The following is a 12,746-nucleotide window of genomic DNA, read 5'->3' as shown; positions in this document are numbered from 1 at the left end:
GCTCCTCAACGGTCCCCGGGGGGCGGTTCCGAGATCAGCCCGACGTTGCTCACCCCGGCGGTCTGCAGGGTGCTCATCAGGGTCACCACCTGGCCGTAGGGCACGTTGCGGTCGCCGCGCACCATCACCGGGGTGCCCGGCTGGCGGTCGAGCAGGATGATCACCCGCTCGCTGACCTCGTCCAGGCTGACCGACGTCTCGTCGCCCCCCAGGGAGATGTAGTACTGGCCGTCCTTGTCCACCGAGACGACGATGGGGTCGCGATCCTCGGTCTCCTGGATCGGCTCGGAGGTGACCTGGGGCAGGTCGACCTGCACGCCCTGGGTGAGCATCGGGGCGGTGATCATGAAGATCACCAGCAGCACCAGCATGACGTCGATGAACGGCACGACGTTGATCTCGCCCATGGGGCGGCGGCGCCCGGCGCGATTGAAGGGTCCCAGCATGATGGCCTCTCCCTCAGTCGGCGCCGGCGTCGGTCCGGCCCTGCAGGTTGCGGTGCAGGATGGAGTGGAACTCCTCGGCGAAGTCCTCGTACTTGCCCAGCAGCCGGCCGGATTCGGCCGAGAGCCGGTTGTAGAAGATCACCGCGGGAATGGCGGCGAACAGGCCCATGGCGGTGGCGATCAGCGCCTCGGCGATCCAGGGCGCCACGGTGGCCAGCGTCGCCTGCTGGGCCAGGGAGAGCGACTGGAAGGAGCCCATGATGCCCCAGACGGTACCGAACAGCCCGATGTAGGGGCTCGCCGAGGCGACGGTGGCCAGGAACACCAGGTGCAGGTTCAGGCGGTCCTCCTCCCGGGACCAGGCCACGCGCATGCTGCGCTGGACGCCCTCGAGGATCGCCTGGGGGCTGCGGGTCTTGGCCAGCAGGCGGTTGAACTCGCGAAAGCCTGAGCGGAAGACGTGCTCGGCGCCCTGGGTCTCCTGCTCGGCCGGGGTCTCGCGGTAGAGCTCGTTGAGGTCGACGCCGGACCAGAAGCGGTCCTCGAAGCGGCGGTGCGCCTTGCGGGCCCGGCGCATCACGAAGGTGCGCTGGAAGATCACCACCCAGGAGAGCAGCGAGCCGATCATCAGGATCAGCATCACCGCCTGCACCACGCCGCTGGCGTTCATGATCAGGTGGGGAATGGACAGGGAGTCGTTCACGGGCATCCTCGTCGGTCTTGGTCGGTCATGAATGGGGAAAGCGTGGACTACTCGGGCGCCCGCTCGTGGGGCGCCATATCGAAATGCGCCCAGGCCTGGCGGGTCACCACCCGCCCCCGGGCGGTGCGCATCATCAGACCCTGCTGGATCAGGTAGGGTTCGATGACGTCCTCGATGGTGTCGCGCTCCTCGCCGATGGCCGCGGCCAGGGAGTCGATGCCCACCGGGCCGCCGTCGAACTTCTCGATCATCGCCAGCAGCAGGCGGCGGTCCATGTGATCCAGGCCGTGGTGGTCGACGTGCAGCATGTTCAGGGCCAGGTCGGCGATCTCGGCATCGACGCGTCCCTCGGCGCGCACCTGGGCGAAGTCGCGCACCCGGCGCAGCAGCCGGTTGGCGATGCGCGGGGTGCCCCGGGAACGGCGTGCGACCTCCCGGGCGCCGTCGCGATCATTCTCGACGCCCAGCAGGCCCGCCGAGCGGGCGACGATCTCGGTCAGCTCGTCGATGCTGTAGAACTCCAGGCGCTGCACGATCCCGAAGCGGTCGCGCAGCGGCGAGGTCAGAAGGCCCGCTCGGGTGGTCGCCCCCACCAGAGTGAAGGGCGGCAGGTCGAGCTTGATCGAGCGTGCCGCCGGCCCCTCGCCGATGACGATGTCGAGCTGGAAGTCCTCCATGGCGGGATAGAGGATCTCCTCGACCACCGGCGAGAGGCGGTGGATCTCGTCGATGAAGAGCACGTCGCCGGGCTGCAGGTTGGTGAGCATGGCGGCGAGGTCGCCGGCCCGCTCGAGCACCGGCCCGGAGGTCGACTTGAGGCCTACGCCCATCTCGGCGGCGATGATGTTGGCCAGCGTCGTCTTGCCGAGCCCCGGCGGGCCGAAGACCAGGGTGTGGTCGAGGCTCTCGTCGCGGCCGCGGGCGGCGCTGATGAAGATCTCGAGCTGCTCGCGGACTCGGGGCTGGCCGATGTAGTCGGCCAGGCGCTTGGGGCGGATGGCGTGGTCGACGCTGCCCTCGCCTTCGCCCTCCCGGGCGTCGGCGGCGATCAGGCGGTCACTCTCGAGCATGGCGGCGATCCGGTGTCAGGTGGAGAAACGGCGATGGCATCGGCTCACCCCGCCAGGCGGCGGCTCAGCGCCGCCTTGATCATGGCCTCGGTGGACTCGGCCTCCTCGAGGCCGACCAGCATGCGCGCGGCCTCGGCGGGCTTGTAGCCCAGGCTGACCAGCGCCGCCTCGGCGTCGGCGACGGGATCCGCCGTGGCGACCGGCGCGCTGCCGGGCGTGCCCTCCATCCCCACGGCCAGCTCGCCGGGCTGCTGCCAGTGGGGAAAGCGGTCGCGCATCTCGATGATCAGCCGCTCGGCGGTCTTCTTGCCGACGCCGGGCAGGCGGGTCAGCGCCTTGGCGTCGTCGTCCATCACGCAGCGGATGAAGGCATCCTCGTCCATGCCGGAGAGGATGCCGAGGGCGAGCTTGGGGCCGATGCCGTTGACCTTGATCAGGGCGCGGAACAGCGCGCGCTCCTGCTCGCGGGCGAAGCCGTAGAGCAGATGGGCGTCGTCGCGGATGGTCAGGTGGGTATAGAGCGATACCGGCTCGCCGGTGCCGGGCATGGCCACCAGGGTGGTCATGGAGGCTTCCAGTTCGTAGCCGACGCCGGCCACGTCCACCACCATCCAGGGTGGCTGTTTCTCGAGCAGGGTGCCTCGCAGGCGTCCGATCATGGAAATGGTCTATCCCTTGGGGTTGGAGTCCTGAGCGGCCCGGGAGCCGTCACCGGGCCACTATACTGTTCGCCCGGGTGCCTTGCCAGTCCGCGAGAACAGCGTTCGACAAGGCCCGGGCGTCGCCTTGTGGCGACGCGTTCAGGGGCGGAAATCCCGCCAGGTGCCGCTCTTGCGGCGGCCGCGATGGCCGCCGAAGCTGCCCTTGTTGAGTAGCCCCAGCCGCGCATGGGCATGGGTCAGCGCGATGGCCAGGGCGTCGGCGGCGTCGGCCTGGGGCGTGGCCGAGAGGCCCAGGATCGCCGTCACCATGTGCTGCACCTGGGCCTTGTCGGCGGCGCCGCCGCCGGTGACCGCCTGCTTGATCTGCCGCGGGCCGTACTCGCTGACCGGCAGGCCGTGGTTGGCCGCGCAGACGATCGCCGAGCCGCGGGCCTGGCCGAGCTTCAGCGCGGAGTCGGCGTTCTTCGACATGAACACCTGCTCGATGGCGAACTCGCCAGGGGCGTGCACGGCGATCAGCTCGCTGACCCCGGCGTAGACCTGGGCCAGCCGCTGGGCCAGGTCGTCGGCCTGGATGCGGATGCAGCCGCTGGCCACGTAGCGCGGCGTGGGGGTGGTGACGTCCAGCACCCCGTAGCCGGTGATCCGCGAGCCGGGATCGATGCCGAGGATCAGCATGACGCGCCCGCTGCACGAGCTCGGTGCGCCATACCTGTGAGGGCGAGCGTCGGGGGCAAGGCGAAGCGAGGGTCTTTTGCCCATGGATGGCAAAAGTAGCGCCCATGGATGGGTTCACAGCGCCCTCGCGATGGTGCGGCACCCCGGGGCTTGTCGCCGAAAAAGCTCATCATTCTCCTCGATCTCTCGATAGCGTGCCGCTCGTCCGTGATGGCATCGTCGCCGGAGTCGCCGGATCAAGAGCGCGCTGGTGCCCTGCCTTACTCCTGCAGCTCGTCCATGATGGCATCGTCGAAGTCCGCGTTGGTGTAAACATTCTGCACATCGTCCAGATCCTCGAGCCGGTCGACCAGCTGGAGGATGCGTCGCCCGAGGTCGACATCGTCGATGCGGGTATAGGTGTCGGGGAAGAGCCCGACGTCGCTGGCCTCGGGGGCGATGCCCGCCTCGATCAGGGCGTCCTTGACCGCGCCGAAGCGATCCGGGGTGGTCACCACCTCGAGCCGGCCGTCCTCGAGGGTCTCGATCTCCTCGGGCTCTGCGGCGAGCGTGGCCTCCATGGCGGCCTCCTCCTCGAAGCCTTCCGGCAGCGTCAGGCGGCCCTGCTTGTGGAACAGGAAGGCCACCGAGCCAGAGGTGCCGAGGTTGCCGCCGTGCTTGTTGAAGGCATGTCGCACCTCGGAGACAGTCCGGTTGCGATTATCGGTCATCGCCTCGACCAGCACCGCAACGCCCTCGGGGCCGTAGCCCTCGTAGACGACCTCCTCCATGTCGTCGCCGTCGGTGTTACCGGCGCCGCGATCCACCGCCCGCTGGACGGTGTCCTTGGGCATGTTGCTGGCCAGCGCCTTGTCGATGGCGGCGCGCAGGCGCGGGTTGTCCTCGGGCTCGCCCCCGCCCTGGCGGGCGGCGACCGTGAGCTCGCGGATCAGCTTGTTGAAGATCTTGCCCCGCTTGGCGTCCTGGGCCGCCTTGCGGTGCTTGATGTTGGACCATTTGCTATGGCCGGCCATGACAACCTCCTCTGGTGGCTCTAACTCTGCTCGAGGCCGTGCCGGCGACAGGGCGATGAGGAGCCTTCCCTGCGGCGCTCTCACATCCTGCGCCGCTAGCAGGGCCGGAGCGGGCCATCCATGGCCCGCCCGTTCGGAGCAGTGCTCCTCACCCCTGGCGTAGGACCTCCTCGTCGCCCTGCCCCCGGCGCCTCTCGTGTCGGGTAGAAGCGCGATTCCCTTCTCAAGGTTGCGAGACGCCACCGGCGCCTTGGGGCGCCGGTGGGATGGTGCTGGGTGGGGCGATGCGGCTTACTCGCCGGCGCCCTCGGCCTTGGCCTTCTGGCGCAGGCGGATGTTGAGCTCCTTGAGCTGCTCGCCGCTCACCTCGCCCGGCGCCTCGGTCAGCAGGCAGGATGCGCTCTGGGTCTTCGGGAAGGCGATCACCTCGCGGATGGTCCTGGCGCCGCTCATCAGCATCACCAGGCGGTCGAGGCCGAAGGCCAGGCCGCCGTGGGGCGGTGCGCCGTACTGCAGGGCGTCGAGCAGGAAGCCGAACTTCTCGCGGGCCTCCTCCTGGTCGATGCCGAGCACCTCGAGCACGGTCTGCTGCATCGCCTGGTCGTGGATACGGATCGAGCCGCCGCCGAGCTCGGTGCCGTTAAGCACCATGTCGTAAGCGCGCGAGAGCGCCCCGGCCGGGTGGGACTTGAGGGTCTCGACGTCGCAGGACGGCGCGGTGAACGGGTGGTGCAGCGCCTGCAGGCGCGCGTTGCCGTCCTCCTCGAACATCGGGAAGTCGACCACCCACAGCGGTGACCACTCGGCGGTGTAGAGGTCCAGGTCCTCGCCCAGGCGAACGCGCAGCGCGCCCAGGGCCTCGTTGACGATGCGTGCCTTGTCCGCGCCGAAGAAGATGATGTCGCCATCCTCGGCCCCGACGCGATCGAGCAGCGTCTCGACCACGCCTTCCATGAACTTGACGATCGGCGACTGCAGGCCCTCGAGGCCCTTGGCGCGCTCGTTGACCTTGATCCAGGCCAGGCCGCGGGCGCCGTAGATGCCGACGAACTTGGTGTACTCGTCGATCTCCTTGCGCGACAGCTTGGCGCCGCCGGTCACCTTGAGGGCGGCCACGCGGCCGTCGTCGGCGTTGGCCGGGCCGGAGAAGACCTTGAAGTCGACGTCCTTCATCAGGTCGTCGACGTCGGTGAGCTCGAGCGGGATGCGCAGGTCCGGCTTGTCGGAACCGAAGCGGCTCATCGCCTCGGCGTAGGGCATGCGCGGGAACTCCGGCAGCTCGACATCCAGCACCTGCTTAAACAGCCGGCGGATCATCGACTCGGTGATCCCCATGATGTCCTCCTCGTCGACGAAGGAGGCCTCGATGTCGATCTGGGTGAACTCCGGCTGGCGGTCGGCGCGCAGGTCCTCGTCGCGGAAGCACTTGGCGATCTGGTAGTAGCGGTCGAAGCCGGACACCATCAGCAGCTGCTTGAAGAGCTGCGGCGACTGCGGCAGGGCGAAGAAGCTGCCCGGATGGGTGCGGCTCGGCACCAGGTAGTCGCGGGCGCCCTCGGGGGTGGCGCGGGTCAGGATCGGGGTCTCGATGTCGAGGAAGCCCTGCTCCTCGAGGAAGGCGCGCACGCTGTGGGAGATCCTGGAGCGCAGGCGCAGCTTGTCGATCATCTCCGGGCGGCGCAGGTCGATGTAGCGGTGCTTGAGGCGCACCTCCTCGCCCACCTTGCCGTGCTCGTCGAGCTGGAACGGCGGCGTGGCGGCGGTGTTGAGGACCTCGACCTCCTTGGCCAGCACCTCGATCAGCCCGGTGGGCATGTTCGGGTTCTGGGTGCCTTCCGGGCGCAGCCGGATCCGGCCCTGGATGCGCAGCACGTACTCGCTGCGGGCGCGGTCGGCATTGGCGAAGGCCTCGGCGGTGTCGGGGTCGACCACGACCTGGGCGATGCCGTCACGATCGCGCATGTCGAGGAAGATGACGCCCCCGTGGTCACGGCGGCGATGGACCCAGCCGCACAGGGTGACCGTCTGGTCCACCAGGGTCTCGTTGAGCTGGCCGCAATAATGGCTGCGCATGTCGTATCCTGTTCCGTTACGTGAAGTGGTGAAAAGGCAGCGCGGGCGGCTCAGGCGACCGCTCCGTCCTTGCCGGTTGCCGCGGCGGTCTGGCCGCCCTCGCTGCCGCCGGCCAGGTTCTTCTTGCTGCCGGTCTTGAAATCGGTCTCGTACCAGCCGCCGCCGGCCAGGCGGAAGCCCGCCGCCGAGATCAGCCGGTTGAGCTCGGCGGCCTCGCAGGCCGGGCAGTCCGTCAGTGGCGCGGCGCTGATCTTCTGCAGCTTCTCCAGGCGGTGGCCGCAGGCCTTGCACTCGTATTCGTAGATGGGCATGGTTTGCTCACTCCCGATATCTGTCATGTCCCATGGGGCAAGCGCTTGCCGGGCATTCGCCGGGGCGCGCTGGCGCGGTACGATATAGGGCCGGCCCGCGGATAATCCAAGCCTGCCTCGAAAGCCGGGTATTATAGCCTGCCGCGCCCGGCCAGGCCCAGCCCCGGCGGGACGCGACATCCGATGCGGCCGACTCGACAAGGAACCTGCCATGAAAGCCGTCATTCTCGACGCCGCCAGCCTCGGACCGGGCATCGACCTGGCCCCGATCCGCGAGCAACTCGACGCCCTGGACGTGCATCAGCACACCGCCCGCGAGCAGATCGCCGCGCGTCTCGCCGAAGCCGAGGTGGCCATCGTCAACAAGGTGGTGCTCGACGCCGACACCCTGGCCGCGCTACCCGAACTGAAGCTGATCTGCGTGCTGGCCACCGGCACCAACAACATCGACACGGCCGCCGCCGAGCGCCTCGGCATCGCCGTGCGCAACGTCACCGCCTACGGCACCGCCAGCGTGGCCCAGCACACCCTGATGCTGATGCTCGCCCTGGCCACCCGCCTGCCCCGCTACCAGCGCGACGTGGCCGAGGGCCGCTGGGGCGAGAGCCCCTTCTTCTGCCTGATGGATCACACCACCCTGCAGCTCGAGGGCAAGCGGCTGGTGATCGTCGGCCAGGGGGAGCTGGGCTCCAAGGTGGCCCGCCTCGCCCAGGCCTTCGGCATGCACGTCGACTTCGCGGCCCGGCCCGGCAACGAGGCCCACGACAGCCGTCCGGGCCTGGGCGCGCTCGCCCCCGAGGCGGACGTGATCAGCCTGCACTGCCCGCTCACCGAGGCCACCCGCCACCTGGTCGACGCCGACCTGCTGGCGACCCTCAAGCCCGGGGCGCTGCTGATCAACTGCGCCCGGGGCGGCATCATCGACGAGGAGGCCGCCCTCGCGGCCCTGCGCGAGGGCAGCCTCGGCGGGCTGGCGGTCGACGTGCTGCCCACCGAGCCGCCCCGTGACGGCCACCCGCTGCTCGACGCCCTGGAAGAGCCGCTCAACCTGATCGTCACCCCCCACAATGCCTGGATCACCCCCGAGGCACGCCAGCGCATCGTGACCCTGACCGCCGACCACCTGCGCCACTGGCAGGCCGACTGATTGCAAGAGGACGACATGCTGCACAATTTCGGGTCCATCAACCTCGATCACTTCTATCGCGTATCCCATCTGGTGAGACCCGGCGAGACCCTGGCCAGCCGCGACTACCGCGTCGGCCTCGGCGGCAAGGGGGCCAACCAGTCCCTGGCCATGGCCCGCGCCGGCGGCCGGGTCAGTCACTGGGGGCGCCTGAACCACCGCGATGCCTGGGCCCGCGAACTGCTCGGTGAGGCCGGCGTGGAGGTCGCCGGCATCGCGCTGGTGGACGCGCCCAGCGGCCATGCCGTCATCCAGGTGGATGACCGGGGCGAGAACGCCATCATCCTCTTTCCCGGCGCCAACCACGGCTTCGACGCCGACGACCTCGCGCGCCGCCTCGACGCCGCGCGCCCCGGCGACTGGCTGCTGGCCCAGAACGAGACCAACGCCCTGCCCCAGGTGCTCGAGCAGGCCGCCGAGCGCGGGCTGCGGGTCGCCTTCAACCCCGCGCCCATGGCCGCCGAGGTGCTGTCGCTGCCGCTAGAGCGTTGCGCCCTGCTGTTCGTCAACCGCGGTGAGGCCGCCTGGCTGGCCGGCGTCGACGAGGATGCCGCCCCCGAGGCGCTGCTCGACGCCCTGGCGCGGCGCCTGCCGGAGACCGAGACCGTGCTGACCCTGGGCGGCGACGGCGCCTGGTTCCAGAGCGGCGACGAGCGCCACTTCCAGCCGGCGCTGCCGGTGACCCCGCGGGACACCACCGCGGCCGGCGACACCTTCATCGGCTACTACATGACGGCGCTCCAGGAGGGCCAGGCCGTCACCGACTGCCTGCGGCTCGCCGCCACGGCTGCCGCCCTGGGCGTGCAGGTCGAGGGAGCCGCCGAGAGCATCCCCGCCCGCGATGCGGTCGAGCGCGCCCTGCGCGACGGTCCCGTGGCGCGCTGAGAGACAAGGAGCCTGACGTGACGCATCCGATCATCTTCGACACCGACCCGGGCATCGACGACGCCCAGGCCATCGCTATCGCCCTGCGCCATCCCGAGATCGAGCTGCTGGGCATGACCACCACCTACGGCAACGTCGACGTGGAAACGGCCACTCATAACGCCCTGCTGCTGGCCGAGCTCGCCGGGCAGCGGATCCCCGTCGCCCAGGGGGCGGCGCAGCCGATGGTCAAGGAGCGCCATCCGCCCCCCGCCCATATCCACGGTGCCAACGGCCTGGGCGACATCGCCCTGCCGCCGGTCCAGGGCCGCGCCGAGGGCGTGAGTGCCGCGCAGTTCATCGTCGACACCGTGAATGCCCGGCCCGGCGAGGTCACCCTGGTGGCCGTCGGGCCGGTGGGCAACCTGGCCGCCGCCCTGCAGCTCGACCCGGGCATCATCGACCGGGTGAAGCGCGTGGTGATCATGGGCGGCTCGATCCGCGAGGGCGGCAACGTCAGCCCCGTGGCCGAGGCCAACATGTTCAACGACCCGGACGCCGCCGCCCGGGTACTGACCGCCGGCTGGCCGCTGACGCTGGTCGGCCTCGACGTCACCCACCGCTGCGTGCTGACCGACGCCCATATGGCGCGCATCGAGGCGGGCCAGGGAGCGCTTGGCCAGGTGCTGGCGGGCAGCTTCGGCTTCTATCGCGACTTCTACCGCGAGGCGCTGGGCATCGACGGCTGCTGCCCCCACGACAGCTGCGCCCTGGCCTGGCTGCTGCGCCCGGAGCTCTTCACCACGGCGCGCGGCCACCTGACCGTGGCCACCGAGGGCGACGCCGAGGGCCAGACGATCTTCGCCCCCGAGGGGCGCGGCTTCATCGAGGCGCGCTGGTCGCGCACGCCGCTGGTGGACGTCTGCCTGGGGGTCGACGGCGCGGCCGTCAGCGACTGGATCGCCGACACCCTGGCCTGAATCCCGCGCCCCGGCGGCCGCCGGGGCGCGTCGTCCTGCTCCACCGGGCTCGCCTGCCCCGCGAGCCCGCGTTCGTCGCCGAGGGGATTGCCGGCCTAGCCGGTGTGGAAGTCGTCCGGGGCATGGGCCTCGATCACCTCGAATTCCACGTGGGTGACCCGAGCCCCGTCCGGCCCCTTCCAGAGCCATTCGGAGAGGCGCTTGACCGCCTCGCGCTCACCGCACATCAGCACCTCCACCCGGCCGTCCGGCAGGTTGATCGCATGGCCGGTGATCCCGGCCTTGAGGGCCTGTTCCTGGGCCGCCCGGCGAAACCACACCCCCTGCACCTTGCCGGTCACCAGCGCCTTCGCGCAGCACGTGTCCATGGTCGTCTCCTGATGGTCGCGATGGGATGTCTCTCTTTCTACCAGCCCGGCCCGCGTCGCGGCCAGTCCCTTGGGGCGTGCCGCCCGCGGCGCCGTGGCCCACCGACGGCGGCGTCTCGCGCGCCCGCCCACTTCCCGTCACGAGGCCGATGCCCTAGGCTTGGAGGTATCCCCGGACGCCTTTCGGCCACAAGCCGACCGCGGCCGAGGATCGCCCTACCCGGGTAGCCATCACCACAACAATCATCCTCACGAGGGAGACACGTCATGCCGGTCTTCGACCACCCCGAGTTCGATCATCATCAGCAGATCGTCTTCGGCAGCGACGAGGCGAGCGGCCTGCGCGCCATCATCGCCATCCACGACACTACCCGCGGCCCCGCCCTGGGCGGCCTGCGCATCTTCCCCTACGAAAGCGACGCCGAGGCCCTCACCGACGTGCTGCGCCTCTCCCGCGGCATGACCTACAAGTCGGCCCTGGCCGACCTGCCCCTGGGCGGCGGCAAGGCGGTGATCATCGCCGACCCCCGTCGCGACAAGACCCCCGAGCTGCTGCGCGCCATGGGCCGCCTGGTCGACTCCCTGGGCGGCGCCTACATCACCGCCGAGGACTCTGGCTCCGGCGAGGACGACATGCGCTGGATCGCCGAGGCCACCGACCACGTGGGCGGCCTGCCGCGCCACGGCCAGGCCTCCGGCGACCCCTCGCCGTTCACGGCCTGGGGCGTGTTCTGCGCCCTGAAGAGCGCCGTGCGCCATCGCCTCGGGCGTGACGACCTCAGCGGCCTGCGCGTCGCCGTGCAGGGGGTCGGCCACGTCGGCGCCCACCTGGCCCGCCACCTGCACGAGGCCGGGGCCCGGCTGGTGCTGACCGACGTCGACGGCGAGGCGCTGGCCCGCCTCGCCGAGGCGCTCGGCGCCGAGACGGTGGCGCCGGAGGCGATCGTTGATGCCGAGGTCGACGTCTTCGCCCCCTGCGCCCTGGGCGCCGCCCTGTCGGCGGAGGTGGTCGAGCGGTTGAAGGCCAAGGTGGTCTGCGGCGCCGCCAACAACCAGCTTGCCACCCCCGAGATGGCAAAGCGCCTGCAGGCCCGCGGCATCCTTTACACCCCGGACTACGTGGCCAACGCCGGCGGGGTGATCGAGATCGCCTGGCAGCGGCGCGACGACTATGCCCGCGAGGCCGTCATGGCGCATATCGAGGGCATCGGCACGACCCTCGACGAGATCTTCGCGCGGGCCGAGCGCGAGGGGCAGAGCCCGGCGATCGTCGCCGACGACCTGGCCCGGGAGCGTTTCCGCCCCGCCGGCTGAGGCGGGACCGGCGTTACGGAGCGCCGCGGGCCGGACGCGGCCCAACGCAGAAGGCCGGCAAGATGCCGGCCTTCTGCGTTCCTGACTGCCTCGCCTCTCTCGAGGCCCCGCGCCCGTCAGGGCTCCTCGAGCTCGTGGCGTTCGAGCAGCTCATGGCGCACCAGTACCGCGGAGTTGCGCGGCACCACCGTCTTTCCCCGGGCCAGCAGGTGGCACTTGGTGAAGGCGGCCCCGAACAGCAGGATCAGCGAGCTGTAGTAGACCCACAGCAGGATCATCACCACCGACCCCGCGGCGCCGTAGGTCGAGGCGGTGGCCGTGTAGGCCAGGTAGATGGCGATGCCCCAGCGACCGATGGCGAACAGCACCGCGGTGACGGCCGCGCCGACCAGCACGTCCTGCCAGCGCAGCACCACGTCCGGCAGCACCTTGAAGATGGTGGCGAAGAGCGCGGCGATCACCGCCAGCGAGACCAGGAACTCGGCGATCGTGGTCAGAAGACCGACGAACGGCAGCAGGTCGTCTCCCGCCTGGAGCGCGGCCCGCACCGCCACCCCGATCACCAGCGAGACCAGCAGGATGAAGCCGATCGCCAGCACCACGGCCAGCGACAGCAGGCGGTTCTGGATGAACTTGAGGGCGCTGTTGCCGCTGGGCCGCGCCGTGACGCCCCAGAGGGTATTGAGCGAGAACTGCATCTGGGCGAAGACGGTGGTCGCACCGACCAGCAGCGCCCCCACCCCGAGCAGCGTCGGCCAGAGCCCGGACTCCTGGATGCGCGACTGGGCGACCGCCTGCTCGATGGCGGCGGCGGCGTCGTGGCCCATGGTCGCCTGGAGCTGGGCGACGATCTGGCCCTGGGCGGCCTCCTCGCCGAGCACCACGCCGATCACCGTGACCGCGATGATCATGGTGGGGGCCAGGGAAAAGAGGGTGTAGAAGGCCAGCGAGCCGGCATAGCTGAAGGCGTTGCGCTCCAGCCAGAGCCTGACCGCGTCCTGCACCACGTTCCACCAGAAGCGCACCGCCTGGAGGGTGCTCGTCACGTTTGGCTTGATCACTGCGTTCCCCGTGCTGG

At 70.2% G+C, this 12,746-nt stretch carries 14 protein-coding genes; 4 read left to right on the top strand and 10 right to left on the bottom strand.

Annotation, left to right across the window (positions count from 1 at the left end; genetic code table 11):
- Positions 1-5: 5 nt before the first annotated feature.
- The 8 genes from tolR to C9F13_RS00310 form a co-directional block, all read right to left on the bottom strand.
- Complete coding sequence (tolR, locus tag C9F13_RS00345) at positions 6-446, bottom strand: protein TolR (protein WP_108444262.1); 441 nt, start codon at positions 444-446, stop codon at positions 6-8.
- Positions 447-459: 13 nt separating this feature from the next.
- Positions 460-1,149: a protein TolQ gene (gene tolQ, locus C9F13_RS00340; protein ID WP_108445295.1), complete on the bottom strand. Its 690-nt coding sequence runs from the start codon at positions 1,147-1,149 to the stop codon at positions 460-462.
- Positions 1,150-1,196: 47 nt separating this feature from the next.
- The gene (gene ruvB, locus C9F13_RS00335; protein ID WP_108444261.1) at positions 1,197-2,219 is read right to left on the bottom strand and encodes a Holliday junction branch migration DNA helicase RuvB; all 1,023 of its coding nucleotides are present in this window, start codon (positions 2,217-2,219) and stop codon (positions 1,197-1,199) included.
- Between the two features lie 44 nt (positions 2,220-2,263).
- Positions 2,264-2,878 (bottom strand): Holliday junction branch migration protein RuvA, encoded by a 615-nt coding sequence (gene ruvA, locus C9F13_RS00330; RefSeq protein WP_108444260.1) that lies wholly within the window; start codon positions 2,876-2,878, stop codon positions 2,264-2,266.
- A gap of 141 nt (positions 2,879-3,019) precedes the next feature.
- Positions 3,020-3,559, bottom strand: coding sequence for a crossover junction endodeoxyribonuclease RuvC (ruvC, locus tag C9F13_RS00325; RefSeq protein ID WP_108444259.1), 540 nt, complete (start codon positions 3,557-3,559; stop codon positions 3,020-3,022).
- 260 nt (positions 3,560-3,819) lie between these two features.
- Positions 3,820-4,572, bottom strand: a complete 753-nt coding sequence (locus C9F13_RS00320) for a YebC/PmpR family DNA-binding transcriptional regulator (protein ID WP_108444258.1) — start codon at positions 4,570-4,572, stop codon at positions 3,820-3,822.
- 291 nt (positions 4,573-4,863) lie between these two features.
- Positions 4,864-6,645, bottom strand: a complete 1,782-nt coding sequence (gene aspS, locus C9F13_RS00315; protein WP_108444257.1) for an aspartate--tRNA ligase — start codon at positions 6,643-6,645, stop codon at positions 4,864-4,866.
- 50 nt (positions 6,646-6,695) lie between these two features.
- Complete coding sequence (locus tag C9F13_RS00310; protein ID WP_108444256.1) at positions 6,696-6,956, bottom strand: FmdB family zinc ribbon protein; 261 nt, start codon at positions 6,954-6,956, stop codon at positions 6,696-6,698.
- 211 nt (positions 6,957-7,167) lie between these two features.
- Between C9F13_RS00310 and C9F13_RS00305 the strand changes: the two genes are divergently transcribed.
- The 3 genes from C9F13_RS00305 to C9F13_RS00295 are packed head-to-tail and all read left to right on the top strand — an operon-like array spanning position 7,168 to position 9,986.
- Positions 7,168-8,103, top strand: coding sequence for a D-2-hydroxyacid dehydrogenase (locus tag C9F13_RS00305; protein ID WP_108444255.1), 936 nt, complete (start codon positions 7,168-7,170; stop codon positions 8,101-8,103).
- Between the two features lie 15 nt (positions 8,104-8,118).
- Positions 8,119-9,027 carry a ribokinase gene (locus C9F13_RS00300; RefSeq protein WP_108444254.1) on the top strand — a complete coding sequence of 303 codons (909 nt, stop codon included), beginning with the start codon at positions 8,119-8,121 and terminating at the stop codon, positions 9,025-9,027.
- 17 nt (positions 9,028-9,044) lie between these two features.
- Positions 9,045-9,986: a nucleoside hydrolase gene (locus tag C9F13_RS00295; protein WP_108444253.1), complete on the top strand. Its 942-nt coding sequence runs from the start codon at positions 9,045-9,047 to the stop codon at positions 9,984-9,986.
- 95 nt (positions 9,987-10,081) lie between these two features.
- On the opposite strand, the gene C9F13_RS00290 is transcribed toward C9F13_RS00295, so the two are convergent.
- On the bottom strand, positions 10,082-10,354 hold the full coding sequence (locus C9F13_RS00290) for an acylphosphatase (protein WP_108444252.1): 273 nt from the start codon (positions 10,352-10,354) through the stop codon (positions 10,082-10,084).
- Positions 10,355-10,621: 267 nt separating this feature from the next.
- On the opposite strand from C9F13_RS00290, the gene C9F13_RS00285 reads away from it, so the two are divergent.
- Positions 10,622-11,668, top strand: coding sequence for a Glu/Leu/Phe/Val family dehydrogenase (locus tag C9F13_RS00285; protein ID WP_108444251.1), 1,047 nt, complete (start codon positions 10,622-10,624; stop codon positions 11,666-11,668).
- 116 nt (positions 11,669-11,784) lie between these two features.
- Here C9F13_RS00285 and C9F13_RS00280 read toward each other — a convergent pair whose 3' ends face one another.
- The gene (locus C9F13_RS00280; RefSeq protein WP_108445294.1) at positions 11,785-12,714 is read right to left on the bottom strand and encodes a YihY/virulence factor BrkB family protein; all 930 of its coding nucleotides are present in this window, start codon (positions 12,712-12,714) and stop codon (positions 11,785-11,787) included.
- Positions 12,715-12,746: the final 32 nt, after the last annotated feature.

This window comes from Halomonas denitrificans, assembly GCF_003056305.1.
Taxonomy (GTDB): Bacteria; Pseudomonadota; Gammaproteobacteria; order Pseudomonadales; family Halomonadaceae; genus Halomonas; species Halomonas denitrificans.
This window is presented reverse-complemented; position numbering and strand designations above follow the sequence as displayed.